The sequence below is a fragment of the Bradyrhizobium sp. genome (assembly GCF_030697065.1).
Taxonomy (GTDB): Bacteria; Pseudomonadota; Alphaproteobacteria; order Rhizobiales; family Xanthobacteraceae; genus Bradyrhizobium.
Window position 1 is genome coordinate 12,493 of the sequence record NZ_JAUYQU010000127.1, and the last position, 16,994, is coordinate 29,486.

The 16,994-nt window shown below is 63.7% G+C and carries 18 protein-coding genes; 8 read left to right on the forward strand and 10 right to left on the reverse strand.

The genetic code is table 11. The features are described from left to right. Positions 1-17 precede the first annotated feature (17 nt). Complete coding sequence (locus Q8R73_RS10425; RefSeq protein WP_305719465.1) at positions 18-1,340, reverse strand: TadE/TadG family type IV pilus assembly protein; 1,323 nt, start codon at positions 1,338-1,340, stop codon at positions 18-20. Positions 1,341-1,887: 547 nt separating this feature from the next. Here Q8R73_RS10425 and clpS point away from each other — a divergent pair. After that, positions 1,888-2,217, forward strand: coding sequence for an ATP-dependent Clp protease adapter ClpS (gene clpS, locus Q8R73_RS10430; protein ID WP_305711211.1), 330 nt, complete (start codon positions 1,888-1,890; stop codon positions 2,215-2,217). 235 nt (positions 2,218-2,452) lie between these two features. Further along, positions 2,453-4,873, forward strand: a complete 2,421-nt coding sequence (clpA, locus tag Q8R73_RS10435; RefSeq protein ID WP_305719466.1) for an ATP-dependent Clp protease ATP-binding subunit ClpA — start codon at positions 2,453-2,455, stop codon at positions 4,871-4,873. Positions 4,874-4,985: 112 nt separating this feature from the next. Here clpA and Q8R73_RS10440 read toward each other — a convergent pair whose 3' ends face one another. Both Q8R73_RS10440 and Q8R73_RS10445 read right to left on the reverse strand, forming a co-directional pair. Further along, a complete protein-coding gene (locus Q8R73_RS10440; RefSeq protein ID WP_305719467.1) occupies positions 4,986-5,741 on the reverse strand; it encodes an anti-sigma factor domain-containing protein in 756 nt (251 codons plus the stop codon). Next, positions 5,738-6,247 carry a sigma-70 family RNA polymerase sigma factor gene (locus Q8R73_RS10445; RefSeq protein WP_305719468.1) on the reverse strand — a complete coding sequence of 170 codons (510 nt, stop codon included), beginning with the start codon at positions 6,245-6,247 and terminating at the stop codon, positions 5,738-5,740. Before Q8R73_RS10445 ends, Q8R73_RS10440 begins: the two co-directional genes overlap by 4 nt. A 226-nt stretch (positions 6,248-6,473) precedes the next feature. Between Q8R73_RS10445 and Q8R73_RS10450 the strand changes: the two genes are divergently transcribed. Beyond that, on the forward strand, positions 6,474-7,250 hold the full coding sequence (locus Q8R73_RS10450) for a DUF4394 domain-containing protein (RefSeq protein ID WP_305719469.1): 777 nt from the start codon (positions 6,474-6,476) through the stop codon (positions 7,248-7,250). Positions 7,251-7,370: 120 nt separating this feature from the next. On the opposite strand, the gene Q8R73_RS10455 is transcribed toward Q8R73_RS10450, so the two are convergent. Both Q8R73_RS10455 and Q8R73_RS10460 read right to left on the reverse strand, forming a co-directional pair. Further along, entirely contained in the window at positions 7,371-7,724 is a 354-nt protein-coding gene (locus Q8R73_RS10455) for a PilZ domain-containing protein (RefSeq protein ID WP_305719470.1), read from the reverse strand. A 163-nt stretch (positions 7,725-7,887) separates the two neighbouring features. Continuing rightward, the gene (locus tag Q8R73_RS10460) at positions 7,888-8,823 is read right to left on the reverse strand and encodes a glycine/sarcosine/betaine reductase selenoprotein B family protein (protein ID WP_305719471.1); all 936 of its coding nucleotides are present in this window, start codon (positions 8,821-8,823) and stop codon (positions 7,888-7,890) included. A 106-nt stretch (positions 8,824-8,929) separates the two neighbouring features. On the opposite strand from Q8R73_RS10460, the gene Q8R73_RS10465 reads away from it, so the two are divergent. From Q8R73_RS10465 to tsaA, 4 genes are all read left to right on the forward strand, one after another. Continuing rightward, positions 8,930-9,934, forward strand: coding sequence for a transglycosylase SLT domain-containing protein (locus Q8R73_RS10465; protein ID WP_371126074.1), 1,005 nt, complete (start codon positions 8,930-8,932; stop codon positions 9,932-9,934). Between the two features lie 77 nt (positions 9,935-10,011). Then, a complete protein-coding gene (locus tag Q8R73_RS10470) occupies positions 10,012-10,749 on the forward strand; it encodes an AzlC family ABC transporter permease (protein WP_305719472.1) in 738 nt (245 codons plus the stop codon). Next, positions 10,746-11,090: an AzlD domain-containing protein gene (locus tag Q8R73_RS10475; RefSeq protein ID WP_305719473.1), complete on the forward strand. Its 345-nt coding sequence runs from the start codon at positions 10,746-10,748 to the stop codon at positions 11,088-11,090. The genes Q8R73_RS10470 and Q8R73_RS10475 overlap by 4 nt, the downstream gene beginning before the upstream one ends. Positions 11,091-11,136: 46 nt before the next feature. Further along, positions 11,137-11,628: a tRNA (N6-threonylcarbamoyladenosine(37)-N6)-methyltransferase TrmO gene (gene tsaA / locus Q8R73_RS10480; RefSeq protein ID WP_305719474.1), complete on the forward strand. Its 492-nt coding sequence runs from the start codon at positions 11,137-11,139 to the stop codon at positions 11,626-11,628. Positions 11,629-11,724: 96 nt separating this feature from the next. On the opposite strand, the gene Q8R73_RS10485 is transcribed toward tsaA, so the two are convergent. The 4 genes from Q8R73_RS10485 to Q8R73_RS10500 all read right to left on the reverse strand — a co-directional run bounded on the left by Q8R73_RS10485 (position 11,725) and on the right by Q8R73_RS10500 (position 14,794). Continuing rightward, positions 11,725-12,153 (reverse strand): HIT family protein, encoded by a 429-nt coding sequence (locus tag Q8R73_RS10485; RefSeq protein ID WP_305719475.1) that lies wholly within the window; start codon positions 12,151-12,153, stop codon positions 11,725-11,727. Positions 12,154-12,203: 50 nt separating this feature from the next. Beyond that, complete coding sequence (locus Q8R73_RS10490; protein ID WP_305719476.1) at positions 12,204-13,457, reverse strand: GNAT family N-acetyltransferase; 1,254 nt, start codon at positions 13,455-13,457, stop codon at positions 12,204-12,206. 110 nt (positions 13,458-13,567) lie between these two features. Continuing rightward, the gene (locus tag Q8R73_RS10495; RefSeq protein ID WP_305719477.1) at positions 13,568-14,314 is read right to left on the reverse strand and encodes a glycerophosphodiester phosphodiesterase; all 747 of its coding nucleotides are present in this window, start codon (positions 14,312-14,314) and stop codon (positions 13,568-13,570) included. 12 nt (positions 14,315-14,326) lie between these two features. Beyond that, positions 14,327-14,794 carry a RidA family protein gene (locus Q8R73_RS10500; RefSeq protein ID WP_305719478.1) on the reverse strand — a complete coding sequence of 156 codons (468 nt, stop codon included), beginning with the start codon at positions 14,792-14,794 and terminating at the stop codon, positions 14,327-14,329. A 223-nt stretch (positions 14,795-15,017) separates the two neighbouring features. On the opposite strand from Q8R73_RS10500, the gene Q8R73_RS10505 reads away from it, so the two are divergent. After that, positions 15,018-15,896, forward strand: a complete 879-nt coding sequence (locus Q8R73_RS10505) for a cell envelope integrity EipB family protein (RefSeq protein ID WP_305719479.1) — start codon at positions 15,018-15,020, stop codon at positions 15,894-15,896. A gap of 77 nt (positions 15,897-15,973) precedes the next feature. On the opposite strand, the gene Q8R73_RS10510 is transcribed toward Q8R73_RS10505, so the two are convergent. Then, complete coding sequence (locus tag Q8R73_RS10510) at positions 15,974-16,726, reverse strand: SDR family NAD(P)-dependent oxidoreductase (RefSeq protein WP_305719480.1); 753 nt, start codon at positions 16,724-16,726, stop codon at positions 15,974-15,976. Positions 16,727-16,994: the final 268 nt, after the last annotated feature.

Genomic DNA, 16,994 nt, shown 5'->3' on the forward strand with positions numbered 1-16,994 from the left:
GGGCCGGCGCGCGGAAATTATTTTGCGACGCGCAACTTCGACAGCGAGCTTCCGATCGAGTTGAAGGCGGCCATGATCTGGTTCGCGGACGTCACGGTGGAAAACTTGTCGTTGCCGCTGGCGCAATATTGCAGGACCGCCGAGGTCGGATCGTTGTCCGTGTTCACATGCATCGTGTAGATGACGATGCCGGCGGCCTTGATGTTGTCGCACAGGATACGCTGGCGGGCGTCGATCTGGCCGTTGAATTGAGTTTGGCCGTTGCCGTAGGAAGGCCAGCGGTTCTGGGTATTCAGGCCGTCCGACATCACGATCAGCACCTTCTTGTAGGTGTAGTTCGCGTCTTCGGCGGGGGCATTGAGCGGGGCGCTCTGGGTGAGAGATTGCCATCCCCAGGCGATACCGATCGGCTGGTTGGTGCCGCCATTGGGGGTCAGCGAGTCGATCTTGTTCTTGAGTGCCGCAAAGTCGTAGCTGAGCGGCATCAGTTGCGCCGGGCAGGCATTGTATTGCTCGGCGTAGAACCGGGTGGAGGGACCTCCGGTCGGCGCGGTGTTCAGTGTGTCGTAGCTCTGATCGCGGTCGGTGACGCAGCCATTCCAGGTATTGTGATCCTTCGGCGTGCAGTTCTGACCCCATCCCCAGCCGCTGCAGGTCTTGTTGTCGTCGTCCCAGTCGCTCCAGTTGATCCAGCTCGCGTTGTAATTGCTGGCGCCGACATTGACGTCCTTGGCGAAGGGGATGATCGAGACGTAGACATCGCCGGGATTCTTCGCGAGCGCGCTGAGCTGGTCGATCAGGCTTTTGGCGGCGGGCTTCAGCGCGTTCATCTTGCCGTCCTGATTCATCGAGCCGGTGACGTCGAGCGCTATCGCCACCCGCATCCGCACATTGCCCCATGCGGAGGTCGAACTGGTGTTGAAATTCAGCTTCGGGAAGCCGGCGACCTTCATGAATTCGGTGGTCACGTTGCCGGATCCGTTGACCTTGATGGTGGAGCCCTGGCCTGAATTGGCGGTATAGGTCGCGTTGATCGTCACCGCCTTGGCGTCTTTGTTGGTGTAGAGGGCGTTGAAATAGGAAATTGCCTTGCTGTTGATCTGTTCGACCGTGATCCTGCCGTCGGACAGATCCTTCGCCAGCATCAATGACGTCGAATCGAGGGCGGCCTGCATCGACGAACGCGCGCTGTTGGCGCGGGTATAGTCGATCGCCGCGCCCATGAAGGCGAGGATGGGTAACAGGGCGAAGCCGAAGAGCACCGCGATGTTGCCCTCATTGGCGGCGGGGAAGCGGCCGAGCGCTTGACGGACCTGACGGGCAAGGGAGGTACCGGGCATGATTTTCACCGTAATTGGGTTTCCGTGCCCCATTTCGGGTCAATCCGCTGAACGGCTGGTAAATCCGTCCGGAGAAAACTGGCTCAATAGCCACTTAAATACGTCTCGGTCGCCAGAACTGTTCGCTATCGTCAATGCCCGCTGAATGACCGGTGGCCCGGCTTTGTCAAACCCGAAGGAATTGATTAACCTTGCGGGGATCGCCGGGCTCGGGAATCGGCTCCGCGGCAGGTTGGCCTTTGGCCAGGGAGTCCCAGGGTCCAAGGGGTCCGGGGCTCCAGGCTCTTGGGGTCAGTGCGCTTGCAGCGGGCCGAAGCCGGACCCATATTCAATGCTATCGATCCAGCCGCTGGGGTCGAGCCGTCCGGGAGCGGCGATCTGGGACGTGTCTGGGAACTCATTGGTTGGCTCCGCAGGGGGCCGTGTCGCCTGAGGCGTCCTGGGTCGCGTATTCCGGTTTCCCGTGGGGATTTCAAACGCCTGTGCCATGCTGCAATTAACTTCCAGATTCGACCGTACCGCCGCGCCCGCCGCATCTGCTCCCCGAATGGGCAATGACGAGAGCAATGCCGGGGGGACGGGTCCGACCACGTCGGTCATCGCCAAGGTCAAGCCCAAGACCAAGCGCCCGAATCTCTATCGCGTGCTGATACTCAACGACGATTATACTCCGATGGAGTTTGTCGTTCACGTGCTGGAGAAGTTCTTCCAGAAGGATGTCGAGGCGGCAACGAAGATCATGCTCCACGTCCATCACCATGGAATCGGGGAGTGCGGCGTGTTCACCTACGAAATCGCCGAGACCAAGGTGACCCAGGTGATGGATTTTGCCCGCAAGCACCAGCATCCCCTGCAATGCGTGATGGAAAAAAAGTAGCGTCGCGTCAATTCCCGCCAAAACGGAACGGGTTTTGCTTTGAATGTTGCGATCTGGAGGCCGGGACCAGCTGAGTTCCGGACTGCTCGGTGCTGCCGCGCTGGGTGCACTTAGAGGGAAACCACTATTGTCGAAGCCGGCCTTCCGCCATGATCGGACGTAACTATATGTCAAAGGTTGTTGTTGCCTGACCTGAAAACGGCGATCATGATGGCGGGGGCCACAGAGGACGCGAATGCCAACTTTTTCCCAGAGCCTTGAACAATCCCTGCATCGTGCGCTGGCGATTGCGAACGAGCGTCATCATCAATATGCGACGCTGGAACACCTGTTGTTGTCGCTGATCGATGATTCCGACGCGGCCGCCGTGATGCGTGCCTGCAGCGTCGATCTCGACAAGCTGCGCACCAGCCTGGTCAACTATCTCGAGACCGAATTCGAGAATCTGGTGACCGACGGCGCCGACGACGCCAAGCCGACCGCCGGCTTCCAGCGCGTCATTCAGCGCGCCGTGATCCATGTGCAGTCGTCCGGCCGCGAGGAAGTTACCGGGGCCAATGTGCTGATCGCGATCTTCGCGGAGCGCGAGAGTCATGCCGCCTATTTCCTGCAGGAGCAGGACATGACCCGCTATGACGCGGTCAATTATATCAGTCACGGCATTGCCAAGCGGCCCGGGGTCTCCGAAGCGCGCCCGGTGCGCGGTGTCGACGAGGAAACCGAGACCAAGGGCAACGACGATTCCAAGAAGAAGGGGGAGGCGCTGGATACCTACTGCGTCAACCTCAACAAGAAGGCGCGCGACGGCAAGATCGACCCGGTGATCGGCCGCAATACCGAGATCAACCGCGCCATTCAGGTGCTGTGCCGGCGCCAGAAGAACAATCCGCTGTTCGTCGGCGAAGCCGGCGTCGGCAAGACCGCGATCGCGGAAGGCCTCGCCAAGCGCATCGTCGACAGCGAAGTGCCGGAAGTGCTTGCGGCGGCGACGGTGTTCTCGCTCGACATGGGCACGCTGCTGGCGGGCACCCGTTATCGCGGCGATTTCGAGGAGCGGCTGAAGCAGGTGCTCAAGGAGCTCGAGGCCCATCCCAACGCTATCCTGTTCATCGACGAAATCCACACCGTCATCGGCGCCGGCGCCACCTCGGGCGGCGCGATGGACGCTTCCAATCTGCTGAAGCCGGCGCTGGCATCGGGCACCATCCGCTGCATGGGCTCGACCACCTACAAGGAATACCGTCAGCATTTCGAGAAGGATCGCGCGCTGGTGCGCCGGTTCCAGAAGATCGACGTCAACGAGCCGACGGTGGAAGACGCCATCGCGATCCTGAAGGGGCTGAAGCCCTATTTCGAGGATTATCACCGGCTGAAATACACCAACGAGGCGATCGAAGCCGCGGTGCAACTGTCGTCGCGCTATATCCATGACCGCAAGCTGCCGGACAAGGCGATCGACGTGATCGACGAGTCGGGCGCGGCGCAGATGCTGGTCGCCGAGAACAAGCGCAAGAAGACCATCGGCATCAAGGAAATCGAGACCACGATCGCGACGATGGCGCGGATTCCGCCCAAGAGCGTCTCGAAGGACGATGCCGAGGTGCTGAAGCATCTGGAACAGACGCTCAAGCGCGTGGTGTTCGGCCAGGACAAGGCGATCGACGCGCTGGCCGCCTCGATCAAGCTGGCGCGCGCCGGCCTGCGCGAGCCGGAAAAGCCGATCGGCTCCTATCTGTTCTCGGGGCCGACCGGCGTCGGCAAGACCGAAGTGGCAAAACAGCTCGCGGCCTCGCTCGGCGTCGAACTGATCCGCTTCGACATGTCGGAATATATGGAGCGGCATACGGTATCGCGCCTGATCGGTGCGCCGCCGGGATATGTCGGCTTCGACCAGGGCGGGCTGTTGACCGACGGCGTCGACCAGCATCCGCACTGCGTGGTGCTGCTGGACGAAATCGAGAAGGCGCATCCGGATCTCTACAACGTGCTGCTGCAGATCATGGATCACGGCCGGCTCACCGACCATAACGGCAAGCAGGTCAATTTCCGCAACGTGATCCTGATCATGACCACGAATGCCGGTGCCGCCGACCTGGCACGCCAGGCGTTCGGCTTCACGCGCAACAAGCGGGAAGGCGACGATCACGAGGCGATCAACCGCCAGTTCGCGCCCGAATTCCGCAACCGGCTCGACGCCATCGTCTCGTTCGCGCATCTCAACCCCGATGTGATCGGAATGGTGGTGGAAAAATTCGTGCTGCAACTCGAGGCGCAGCTCGCCGACCGCGACGTCACGATCGAATTGTCGGAGCCGGCCAAGTCCTGGCTGATCAAGCATGGTTACGACGAGCAGATGGGTGCGCGGCCGATGGCGCGCGTGATCCAGGAGCACATCAAGAAGCCGCTGGCGGACGAGGTGCTGTTCGGCAAGCTCAAGGGCGGCGGCCATGTTCGCGTCGTGCTGGTCAACGACGAGGCGGACACCGATGCTGCGGCGGAGAAGATCGGCTTCGAATATGTCGAGGGCCCGGTGACGCCGAAACCGGAAAAGCTGCCCGGCGCGCGCAAGCGCAGCGTGCCGCGCAAGCCGAAGCCCAGCGGTCCCGGCGGTGGATCGAGCGGCCCGGCCTCGCGGGGTCCGCTGGTCAAGGCGTGAACCGCTGACGAGATCAACAATCGGAAAGCCGGCGTGTCGCGAGACCGCCGGCTTTTTTGATGGACAACGCTTCGCTCGGAGCAAGCCGGGCGCACTGCCGACCTCGAAAGATTTACATCGCCCGGGCGGCGTTACCCTTGAACAGGATCGGGCCGGTGGGCCGACCGATGGGTGAACCGCCCTCGGGCTCCAGCGTGATTTCGAACAATTGATCCTGGATGGTCCTGGGCAGCGATTGCAGGTCGAGTTGCAACGTACGGGCCTGGTCGGTCAGTCCGATCGATTTCGGGCCGACGGTGCGATCCCAAAGAGTCCAAACCTGCAGCGTGCGGCCCGCGGGAACGTCGATTGATTTGAGCGGGATCAACTCGACCCGGCCGTCGGCGAATGCGTTGACGATCGCGCCAGTCTCCCGGGTCGTATCGTTGACCAGCACGGCGACATACACAGGTTTGCGCTGGGCGAGGGCGACGAGATCCCCGCGCAATTGTATCGATGCCACGACCGCGCCGATGGCGACGATCGCGAACAGCACAGCGGCGGAAGCCCCCACCAGGCCGGCCGCGCGCCAGAACCGGATATTGTCCCACAGTGTCACGTTGCGCGCGGAAGACTGGCCGTCGCGCAGCGGGACGCTAGCCGGTGTTGTCTGGATGGATTCCGTGATGCGAGTCCAGAGTCCCGAACCCGGTGCGACCGGATCGGCGGTCGCATCAAGATCCGCCAGCCGTTCCCGCCATGCGCTGACCGCGTCGGCGAATGCCGCATCCTCTGTCAGCCGCCGCTCCGCTGCCGCCTGTTCGTCGGCATCGAGCAGGCCCATCACAAGGTTCGCCGCCATTGCCTGATCATCATCGTGCATGCTCATCCCATGCACTCCTGAAGCGAGAACAGGCTGCGCCGGACCCAGCTCTTGACGGTGCCGAGCGGCACCTTGAGGCGAGCGGCCAGTTCGCTGTGACTCATGCCGTGCACGTAGGCGAGCACGACGACGTCGCGACGTGGCCGGTCGATACGTTCGAGACAATTGCGCAGCGCGCTGGTCTCGGGCAATCGTACGATCGCCGCCTCGCAATCGATTTCCTCCAAGGCGCTCTCATCAGCTCCGTCATACCGGTGTTCGGCGCGATGAATGGTCAGGGCGCGGTTGCGCACAACGGCATAGAGCCAGCCGCGAGCGGTTCCGCGCTGCGGATCAAAACCGGATGCGCCCTGCCAAATTCGAACGAATGCATCATGCACGGCTTCTTCGGCGAGGTCCTGCCGAAACAGGATCCGCCGGGCCACGCCGATCATGCGTGCGGCCTCGGAGTCGTAGATGACCTGCAGCGCAGCGCGATCGCCCGCCGCACAACGTGCCAGCGCAGCGGACATTTGCGCCTCGCGTTCGTGGTCGGCTGGCCGAGCATCGTAGCGGCCACCGGTGACAGTGCCATTCGTTGTCATGCCCAAGCCCTTGCATACTCCCTCTACCTCCGACGTGCGGCATTTGGATGCACCTCTCGCGAGATTATTTTCTTGTTCCCATGCATCCGTTCGGTCTGCCGGCCAGTACCCGTGTTGATCCCGAGAGGATCAGTTCGGACACAGGGAGTTCCAAATGAAGATTCACTCGCTTTTCGCTGCTTCGGCGGCGCTTCTGCTGACATCCGTGGCCGCCAATGCTGCTCAGGTGGCGGCGCTGGTCGGCGGCGATACCATTGCCATGGTCGATACCGCACAGAAAAAGGCCACCGGTTCGGTGAAGGTTACCGGGATTTCCGGCGCACTGGTCGGAATCGACGTGCGCCCGGCCGATGGCCTGCTCTATGGATTGGTGGACGATGGAACCGTCGTCACCATCGCGATGGACGGCAAGGCCACGATGAAGTCCAAGCTCGACACCATGCTGGCCAAGGGCGTGGCTGCGACGGTGGATTTCAATCCGGTTGCCGATCGTCTGCGCGTGATGGGCGCCGACGGCATGAACCTGCGCGCCAATGTCGATGACGGCAAGGTTACGAAGGACGGCGATCATAAGTATGCCGCCGCAGACATGCACAAGAGCGAAAAACCGAACATCGTGGCCGGCGCCTACACCAATTCGGTGAAGGGTGCGAAAGAGACGGTGCTGTTCAATATTGACGCGACAATCGGCGGCCTGATCAAGCAGGCCCCGCCCAACGATGGCGTGCTGGGTGCGATCGGCAAGCTTGGCGTCAAGGCCGACCAGGTGGCTTTCGATATCTGGTCGGATGGCGCCGGCAAGAATGAAGCCTGGCTGATGTCAGGTGGCACGCTTTACAGCGTTGACCTCGCCAGCGGGAAGGCGACGGAAGCCGCCAAGATCGCGGGCGTGACGGGAACCGTGAAGGACATCGCGATCATCGGCATGTAAGCCGTCGCGATCGACGGCAGCCAAAGGTCTCATGATGTGCTGGTGCCATGTTCCCGAACGGGCGTGGCATCAGGCCCATCAATGACGGAATGTGTTGTATCGCGGCGACCGTGCCCCGGTTCAGCCTTCGCCGATCAGTTCCTTGATGCGGCGCTGCAGCTGGCGCTTTTTCTTTTCGCTCTTGCGCAACCGCTCCTCGAGATCGGAGACCGGCATCTCGGTTTCCGAACTGAACGCCAGGCCGACGAAATTGTCGCGCCACCAGATGATCCTCGCGAGAAACGAGCGGCCCTTTCGTGCGATGGTCAGCGACATCTGTTCCTTCGGCAGCTTGACCATGCTCTTGAATTCGACGTTGGCGCCGGTTTCCGAGATGTTGCGCACCACGCATTCCCGGGTCGTGCCGTTTTCGTCGATCCCGGCAACGCCGCCGTAGATCACCTTGTCGCGTGCGTTCTGGCGCCGATCCAGCATCGAAATAGTCTCCCCTTGCAGAGGGGAACCATACCCGGCTTCGCATCTCGAGAAAGACCATGGCCGGCAAAATGCGCCGTTAACGTAAATTGATGATGGCCGGACAAGCCGCGATTTCAGGGCTTTTCAGGCCCCTCACGGTCGCTTCGACAGCCGCAAGTCCTCACGCCGCGCTCTCGCGCAAGCCCCGCGCGATTTCCTTCTGCGCGTCGAATTCGCGCCGCAGCCGCGCCAGTTCGTCGGCGCTCAGGGCACTGGCGTTGCTGTAATCGCGCTTCCATGCCGCATCGGCGCTCCAGCGCTGCGGCGACTGCACCGTGGTTTGCGGGCCCGGGGCGGTTTCCAGCACCCGCAGGGCCAATTCCAGGGTGAGAGCCTGCGATGCGGGATCGTGCGGCTTGCCCGCCGAATTGCCGAGGGGAAAATCCGAGAACAGGAAGCGCGGCACCGCGGCATGCTCGACGATATCCTTGGCGCAGCCCATCACCACGGTGGAAATGCCGTTGGCCTCCAGGTGCCGGGCAACCAGGCTGATGGTCTGGTGGCAGACCGGGCAGTTCGGAACCAGCACGGCGGCATCGACGTTGTCGGCCTTGCAGCGCGCCAGGATTTCGGGGGCGTCGGTTTCGATGGTGACCCGATGGCTGCGGTTGGTCGGCGCGCCGAAGAAGCGGGGAGCCACTTCGCCGATCCGCCGCTCGCTCGCAAGCCGCCGCAGTTGCGGCAGCGGAAACCAGCTGCCGCTGTCGTCGGCCCTGCTGTGCACGCGGTCATAGGCGATGTGCGAGATCCGCACATCATGGTCACGGGAGGTATCGCCGTCATAGACCGTATAGAATTTGGCGCCGCCATTGTACTTCGCGCCCGGGCCCTGATCGCCCCTGGCCGGATCGAACGGCGCCGCCGTGGTAATCAGCGCAACGCGGGACTGCGCCAGCGGCTTGGTCAGCGGCTGGAACGGCGCCTCGACAAAATGCGCCCAGCGATAGGGCGTGGCGTAGCCGATGGCCGCATAATAGTCGCGGGTCCGCTGCATATAGCGGATTGGCGCGTCGTCGTCGGGCGCGAAGCCGAGCTGGTCGTCCGAAGCTGCCTTCATGCCTTGCGCTCCACATGCGCGCCATCATTCTTGCGGATAGCTGCGGCTCAATAGCTAGACGGTCGGTTCCCTGTGTCAAGCGCGGCTGGTGGATAGCAGAGCTCCCATGCGAACGTTCATTGGTCTGCCAGCCGCGCTTTGCGCTGTCGTATTGGCGCTCGCGCAGCCTGCGGCGCGGGCGATGGCCGAGGAGGCGGCGCCCGCGGCGGCCGGCGTCGAACCCGCAAAGCCCGGCGTCGAAGAACCCGCAGGCAGCGCCGAAAGGGGCACGGCGGAGAAGCCCGCGAACAGTGCACGGGAGACCGATACCCGCGAGGCGATGTGCCTGATGATCGAATCGGCGGCGAGGGCCAACGCCCTGCCGCTGGAGTTTTTCGCCCGCGTGATCTGGCAGGAGAGTCGGTTTCAGCCCGATGCCGTCGGACCGGTGACGCGCAACGGCCAGCGCGCGCAGGGCATCGCGCAGTTCATGCCGGGAACCGCCAGCGAACGCCGGCTGCTCGACCCCTTCGATCCCGTGCAGGCGCTGCCGAAATCCGCGGAATTCCTGCGTGAATTGCGCGGGCAGTTCGGCAATCTCGGGCTGGCGGCGGCGGCCTATAATGCCGGACCGCGGCGGGTGCGGGAATGGCTCGATGGCTCCGGCTTCATGCCCCAGGAGACACGCAATTACGTGTCAGCCATCACCGGCGCGACGGTCGATGAGTGGGCCAGGCCCGGCACCAAAGACACATTGCCAAGCCGCGCGCCGAATTCGTCCTGCCGCGAACTGATGGCCCTGCTCAGGCGCGCGCCCAATCCCTTCATCACCGAGCTGGAGCAGCACGTGAAGCTTGGCGCCGACAGGCCGTGGGGCGTGCAGCTCGCCGCCGGCTTCAATCGCGACCGGGCGCTGGCGATATATTCACGGGCGATGAAGCGATTGAGCGCGGTGATCGGCGATCAGGACCCGAGCCTCTCGGGCCGGATCTGGCGCAGCCGGGGCACGCGAACGTTTTACCAGGTGCGGATCGGCGCCGAAACGCGCCCCGCCGCCGACGAACTCTGCACCCGCATCCGCCGCGCCGGCGGGGCGTGCCTGGTGCTGCGCAACATGAATGTGAGGGGCTGATCTGTCGGCCGCCTGCTTGACGCAAGTCCCATTCGCTATCGTTATGCCGCGACACGACTCACACGGTCCGGTGGCCTTTGGCGCTTCCTCCGCTCGACTCCCCGAAATGGCAAAGTCCCTTGCGCGCCTTCGCATGGGGGATGCGCTCGGTCGCCTCGACGGTGCTGACGCTGGTGCTGTTTGCGACCTATCTCGGCATCGGGGCGCTGGCGCACGACACCCATTTCAGCCTCGGATGGGTGCTGGCGAGCACGGTCCTGGTCTGGGCCGGGCCGGCGCAGATCATCCTGATCTCGACGCTGGGATCGGGGGCGACGGTGGTGCAGGCGGCGATTGCGGTTACCGTCAGCGCCATCAGGCTGTTTCCGATGGTGGTGTCGGTTTTGCCGATGATGCGCACGGAGCAGACAAAGCGGCGTCATCTGGTGCTGGCGACCCATTTCATCGCGGTGACCCTGTGGGTCGAGTGTTTTCGTCTGTTCCCGCAGGTGCCGCGCGAGCGGCGCATCGCGTTCACGCATGGGCTCGGCATCGGGCTGTGTTCGGTCTGCCTGTTCGCCACCACGCTCGGCTACGGGCTCGCCGCCAACCTGCCGCCGCTGCTGGGTGCCGCCATCCTGCTGCTGACGCCGCTGGCGTTCCTGCTCTCGACCGCGCGCAACTGCCGGCAGCTTTCCGATGTGCTGGCGCTGGTGCTCGGGCTGGCGCTGTTTCCGCTGGTATCGCTGCTGCAGACCGGCGTCGATATTCTGATCAGCGGCATCTCGGCCGGCACCATTGCCTACGGCGTTCACCGGTGGCGGGAACGCCAATGAGCGATTTCATCGGTGACTGGCATGCGCTGCTGGTGCTCGTGATCGCGGGCTTCCTGCCCAATGAAGTCTGGCGCATGCTCGGTCTCTGGTTCGGCGGCGGCATCGACGAGGGCTCCGAACTGCTGGTGTGGGTGAGGGCGGTCGCGACCGCGATTCTCGCCGGCGTCATCGCGCAGATCCTGGTGCTGCCGCCAGGCTCCCTGGCCAGTATCCCGGACTGGCTGCGCTACGGCGCGGTGGCGGCGGGATTTGCCGTCTTCATGCTGACGCGCCGGTCGATTTTTGCCGGCGTGGTCGGCGGCGAAGCCGTCATGCTGGCTGGCAAATGGTGGCTGGGCTGATACTGTCCGGCGGCCGAGAAACAGTTCATTTTGACGGACCAGAAACATGGTTGCATTGACGAAGGTCCGCGAGGGAGAACTCGCGGTCGATCTGCCGAAAGCGGGCAACGCCTCGCTGTTCTTCATCGGTTGCATCCGCACGCCCTGGACGTCGCGCGAGATGACGCCACGGCAGGGCCGCCATGACGGCCCGGTGTGCCGGCTTGAGATTTTCGAGCCGTGGCTGCCGGCGCTGAAAGGCGTCGACTTCTACAGCAATCTCGAAGTGATCTATTGGCTGCACCAGTCGCGCCGCGACCTCGTGCTGCAGAGCCCGAAAGACAACGGCAACACCCGCGGCGCCTTCTCGCTGCGCTCGCCGGTGCGGCCGAACCCGATCGGCACCTCGATCGTGAAACTGGTCGGCATCGAGGGTAACGTGGTTCTGGTGCGCGGCCTCGACTGTCTCGACGAGACGCCGCTGCTGGACATCAAGCCGGACCGCTGCGAATTCACCCCGCTGGCGCAGCCGCATCCCGGAGATTTCGAGACGGAGTGAGCTCTTGTCATTCCGGGGCGCATCGAAGATGCGAACCCGGAATCTCGAGGTTCCGGGTTCGATGCTTCGCATCGCCGCGGAATGACGCCAGATGCTCTAACCGCCCTTCAGCGCCGCGATCAGCCTGGTCGCGTTATCCTCCAGCACCTTGACGTCTTCCTTGCGGCTGGCCGGCGGCAGCAGCGCGATGCCGTCGTGGCGCGGCATCACGTGCATGTGCAGGTGAAACACCACCTGTCCGCCGGCGGCTTCGCTGAATTGCTGCACGGTGATGCCGTCGGCCTTGAACGCCGTCATCGCCGCGGCAGCGATCCTGTGCGCACCGCGCGCGACATGGGCGTAATCCTCGGGCGTGATGTCGAGGATGTTGCGGGCAGGGGCCTTCGGAATCACCAGCGTGTGGCCTGATACGCGCGGCATGATGTCGAGAAACGCCAGCACATGATCGTCCTCATACACCTTGTGGCAGGGAAACTCGCCGCGCAGGATCTTTGCGAAGATGTTGTTGGTGTCGTAGGCGGGCATGGCGGTCTCCTCGTGTTCGATTCTACTCTCGCTTCCGGGCGCTGGAACCGTCAAGACGGCTCTTCGGCGCCCTTGCGAAACGGTCCGGCCTCGGTGAGTTCGCGCGCGGCCTCCGCGACATAGGCGCGCTCGCGCCTCAGATACTCGTCGATGGCGCGGGCCAGGCCGGGGTCGGCGATGTAATGCGCGGAATAGGTGGTCTGCGGCAGGTATCCGCGCGCGATCTTGTGCTCGCCCTGCGCGCCGGCCTCGACGGTTTTCAGGCCGCGCGCGATCGCGAAATCGATCGCCTGATAATAGCAGACCTCGAAATGCAGGAACGGGTGATGCTCGATCGCGCCCCAGTGGCGGCCGAACAGGGTGTCGGAGCCGATGAAATTGATGGCGCCTGCGATCCAGCGGCCCGCGCGTTTCACCATCACCAGCAGCACGTCGTCCGCCATGGTTTCGCCGATCAGCGAATAGAACTCCCGCGTGAGGTAGGGGCGGCCCCATTTGCGCGAGCCGGTCTCCATGTAGAAGTCGAAGAAAGCGTCCCAGGCATCCTCGGTGATGTCCCGTCCGGTCAGCGCATGGACCGTGATGCCTTCGACGGCGAGGGCCTCGCGCCGCTCGCGCTTGATCGCCTTGCGGTGGCGCGAATTGAGGGTGGCGAGGAAATCATCGAACGAGTTGTAGCCCTGATTGTGCCAGTGGAACTGCTGGTCGGTACGCTGCAGGAAGCCGTAGTCGGCCAGGAACTTCCATTCTGATTCGAGGGCAAAGGTGACGTGGACCGATGACGCCTTGGTGGCGTCGCACAGCGCCACGAGCCCGCTCGCCAGTGCGGTGCCGATGCGCTCGCGGTCGACGCCGTCGCGTATCAGGAGGCGCGGGCCGGCCGCGGGCGTGAAGGGCACCGAGGCCTGCAATTTCGGATAATAGCGGCCGCCGGCGCGCTCGTAAGCGTCGGCCCAGCCGCGGTCGAACACGTATTCGCCCTGCGAGTGCGATTTCAGATAGCACGGCACGATGCCGGCGACGGCGCCGCCGAGTTTGGCGACGAGGTGGCGCGGTCCCCAGCCGGTGCGCGCGCAGGCCGAGCCAGACGTTTCCAGGGCCTGGAAAAATGCGTGGGAAACGAACGGGTTATAGGTCCGTCTTAATGCGGCGCCGGACGGCGATATGGGCTCACGTGAAGCCAAAGTATCAAGCCCATCGAGGCTATCCGGACCGCACAGCGGATTGGCGCAGGCATCCCAATCGGCAGCCGCAATCTGGCTGACGGAAGGCAGCGATTGGAGGGTGATTTCGGAAGACGCCATCAGCAAAAGGACCGGTCACGCGTTGCGATCAGCCATCGCGCATGGTGACCAACTCCGTCCAAGATCGTGCATTGCGCCGATGACTTCAAGGGCGTGGAACCGGCCCCGGTTCAAGGCGCAAACCCCTCGAAAATGATCTGGTCGGCGTAGCGCTCGGCGCGCTTGCGCTGCTCCGCCGTGCGCACGGTCCAGGCCAGCAGCGGCAGGCCGAACACATGGCGGGCAATCCAGGGCGCCGCTGCCGGCAGCTGGTTGACCCAGAAAGCCACGAAATGCGGCCTGGTGCGGAAGGCGTGGCGCAGATGCAGCATGCCGCGGCGCTGCTCCGGCGTCAGTTTGTACCAGTAGGCGTCATCGTAATTCGCCTGCGCAATGATGCCGCGCGGACGATCCGGGATTGTTTCGCGCAATGCAAGCACCTGGTCGGGGTCGAACGACATCACCGCCGCCTGTCCCGAATAGCCTGCCAGCACTTGCGCCATGCGTGCCACCAGTTTGCGGTCGCCGTCGAAATGGCTCTTCACCTCGATCACCAGCGGCACCCGGCCGTCAACCAGCGCGCAGAGATCGCCGAGCGACATCATCCGCTCGGAGGTGTCCCTGAACTGGATCGCCCTGAGCTCGGCTGTGGTCTTGCCGAGCAGGGGACCCGAGCCCTCGGTGAGGCGGCCGAGCGCATCGTCATGATGCACCATGGCCTCGCCGTCGGCGGTGAGTTGCAGATCGACCTCGATGGCGAAATTGCCTTCGATCGCGGCGGCCACCGCGGCGGGCATGTTCTCGATGATGCCGCGCGCGGCATCGTGCAGCCCGCGATGGGCCACCGGCCGCGCCGTCAGCCAGCCAGGCGCGCGCACGGGGCGTCTCCCTTACGAGACCTCGAACACGCCCTCGACCTCGACCGCTGCGTCGGAGGGAAGGGAGGCGACGCCGACCGTGGTGCGGGCATGACGGCCCTTGTCGCCGAAGGCGGCCACCATCAGGTCGGATGCGCCGTTCAGCACCTTCGGGCCGTCGAGAAAATCCGGCGCCGAATTGACAAAACCGCCGAGCCGCACCACGCGAACCACCTTGTCGAGATCGCCGAGGGCCGCCTTGATCTGCGCCAGCAGGTTGATGGCGCAACCCCTGGCCGCGGCGTTGCCCTGCTCGACGGTAACGCCGGCGCCGAGCTTGCCCTTGGCGATCAGCTTGCCTTCCGGGTTGACGCAGACCTGGCCCGAGACGAACAGCAGGTTTCCGGTGCGGACGAAGCCGACGTAATTCGCCACCGGGTTCGGCGGCTCGTGCAACATCACGCCCTGCGCCGCAAGTTTTTGCTCGACCGTTCCTGCCATGTTTCGTCCCCGTTTGAATTGACCCCCACCCGGTCTCGACGCAGCCGGGCCACTTTGTTTCGCGCATCGTGCCACCACATGCAAGCGAGCCACCGGTCGACCGGGAGCCAGCCGAAAACACGGCCATTCCGCGGCAATTCCCGCTTTTTTGTGAAACGGCCCTAGTTGCGGCGCAATAGGACGGTCAGTAATGTGACGATTCACCGCGCAAGGAAGACAATCGATGGCTCGCTGGTTCCCGATTTCGCCACGTGAGGTCAGCCCGCTCCTGCTGACCGCCGCCGTTGCCGTCGTCGTCGCGGGTTTAGCCGGCGGCAGGGCAGAGGCCGCGGCCGGCGGCCCGTATCTCGCGCATCAGGCGCTGTACGAACTCAAGCTGGTGAAGTCGCGCGGCAGCAACTCGATCAGCAGCGCGCGCGGCCGCATCCTCTACAATTTCTCCGGCAGTGCCTGCGAGGGCTACACCTCGGAATTCCGCCAGGTCTCGGAGCTGGACAGTGGCGAGGGCAAGCGGACGCTGAGCGATTTGCGATCGACCTCCTGGGAGGATGGCGACGGCAAGAGCTATCGCTTCAAGATCTCGACCCGGATGAATGACACCGACTCCAGCCCGGTCGACGGCATGGCGGAACGCAGCGGCGACCGGATCACGGTCAAACTGAAACAGCCGGAAGCCAAGACCTTCACGCTCGACGGCAGCACGGTATTTCCGACCGAGCAGATCACGCGCATCATCGCGGCCGCCCGCGAGGGAAAATCCGTGCTGGAACTGACGGTCTATGACGGATCGGACAATGGCGAGAAGGTTTACAATACGCTGTCGGTGATCGGGCAGCCGATCCCGGGCGACCGCAGCATCGAGACTCCTGATCCGTCCACCGCCAACGACGCCATGAAATCACTGACGCGCTGGCCGGTCACGGTGAGCTATTACGACCGCGACGCCAAGGCCAGGGACGGCGAGCAGACGCCGGTCTATGCAATGTCGTTCGAACTGTTCGAGAACGGCGTCTCGCGGGCGCTGGTGCTGGATTACAATGATTTCGTCATCTCCGGCGCGCTGGGAAAATTCGACGTCAGGGATTCCCGGCCGTGCAAGTGACGGCGAAGCCGGTCTTCGCGAATATCACGGGGTAGTCGTCCCCGCGCAGGCGGGGATGACGAGGGTGCTGCGATGCATCAGCCGAGCGACTGGCCGCCGTCGACCGTCAGCGTCTGTCCGGTAATCCACGACGCTTGATCGCTGCAGAGAAACAATGCCGCGTTCGCAACCTCGTCCGGCTTGCCCATGCGGCCCCACGGAATCGATTGAAAGACCGCATTGTAGAGCTGCGGATTCGTCGCCTTGTTGGTTTCCCACAGGCCTCCGGGGAATTCGATCGAACCCGGCGCAATTGCGTTCACGCGTATTTTCTTCGGCGCCAGCATCAGGCCCTGCGACATCGTGTAATTGATGACGGCGGCCTTCACGGCCGCGTAGGAGGCGGATCTCGCGCTGGCGCCAAGCCCCGATATCGACGAGATGTTGACGATCGCTCCGCTGCCGCTTCGCTCGAGATGCGGGATCGCCGCATTCGATGCGCGCACCGTTGCCATCACATCGATATCGAACCCCTTGCGCCAGCCTTCCTCGGTGTCGGCGCCGCCGAATCCGGAAGCGTTGTTGACGAGGATGTCGATGCCCTCGAGCGAAGCCGCCGCCGCGGCGATATAGGACGCGATGGCTTCCTTGTCCGCGAGATCGCATGGAAGGGCGTGGACTTTGACACCCAGCGCCCTTATCTCGTCCGCCGTCGCATCGAGTCCGGCCTGGCCCCGCGCGCAGATCGACACCGATGCCCCGGCACCAGCGAAGCCCAGCGCAATCGACCTGCCGATTCCCCTGCTGCCGCCGGCCACCACCACGCGCTTGCCCTTGAAACTGATCTGCATCGTTCTTCTCGCCCTTGCGGCCATGTTTGCGTCGTCCCGACATAGCACAGGCTGCCGGGAAAGCGCAGCGAGAGAAAATTGCGGTCGGCGGCGCGAGTTGTCGGCCGCCGCATCACACCCTGCATTTCCCTCGAATTTGTGCGATCGTGGTTTCCGACATACCCCGACTCCGGGCCGAGGCCAGGATCACCTTCACGCCATACGCTGCAACTTTCGTCCGAAGATCGTGGCACGTATAGCCGCTCGGGAGGTCAGCCGCCTTCACATG

Coding starts and splice junctions, on each gene's coding strand:
- clpS (WP_305711211.1), top strand. CDS start 1,888: ATGGGCAATGACGAGAGCAATGCCGGGGGGACGGGTCCGACCACGTCG.
- Q8R73_RS10450 (WP_305719469.1), top strand. CDS start 6,474: ATGAAGATTCACTCGCTTTTCGCTGCTTCGGCGGCGCTTCTGCTGACA.
- Q8R73_RS10460 (WP_305719471.1), bottom strand. CDS start 8,823: ATGAAGGCAGCTTCGGACGACCAGCTCGGCTTCGCGCCCGACGACGAC.
- Q8R73_RS10500 (WP_305719478.1), bottom strand. CDS start 14,794: ATGGCAGGAACGGTCGAGCAAAAACTTGCGGCGCAGGGCGTGATGTTG.
- tsaA (WP_305719474.1), top strand. CDS start 11,137: ATGGTTGCATTGACGAAGGTCCGCGAGGGAGAACTCGCGGTCGATCTG.
- Q8R73_RS10455 (WP_305719470.1), bottom strand. CDS start 7,724: ATGCTGGATCGGCGCCAGAACGCACGCGACAAGGTGATCTACGGCGGC.
- Q8R73_RS10445 (WP_305719468.1), bottom strand. CDS start 6,247: ATGTCCGCTGCGCTGGCACGTTGTGCGGCGGGCGATCGCGCTGCGCTG.
- Q8R73_RS10425 (WP_305719465.1), bottom strand. CDS start 1,340: ATGCCCGGTACCTCCCTTGCCCGTCAGGTCCGTCAAGCGCTCGGCCGC.
- Q8R73_RS10510 (WP_305719480.1), bottom strand. CDS start 16,726: ATGCAGATCAGTTTCAAGGGCAAGCGCGTGGTGGTGGCCGGCGGCAGC.
- clpA (WP_305719466.1), top strand. CDS start 2,453: ATGCCAACTTTTTCCCAGAGCCTTGAACAATCCCTGCATCGTGCGCTG.
- Q8R73_RS10465 (WP_371126074.1), top strand. CDS start 8,930: ATGCGAACGTTCATTGGTCTGCCAGCCGCGCTTTGCGCTGTCGTATTG.
- Q8R73_RS10475 (WP_305719473.1), top strand. CDS start 10,746: ATGAGCGATTTCATCGGTGACTGGCATGCGCTGCTGGTGCTCGTGATC.
- Q8R73_RS10505 (WP_305719479.1), top strand. CDS start 15,018: ATGGCTCGCTGGTTCCCGATTTCGCCACGTGAGGTCAGCCCGCTCCTG.
- Q8R73_RS10485 (WP_305719475.1), bottom strand. CDS start 12,153: ATGCCCGCCTACGACACCAACAACATCTTCGCAAAGATCCTGCGCGGC.
- Q8R73_RS10440 (WP_305719467.1), bottom strand. CDS start 5,741: ATGAGCATGCACGATGATGATCAGGCAATGGCGGCGAACCTTGTGATG.
- Q8R73_RS10490 (WP_305719476.1), bottom strand. CDS start 13,457: ATGGCGTCTTCCGAAATCACCCTCCAATCGCTGCCTTCCGTCAGCCAG.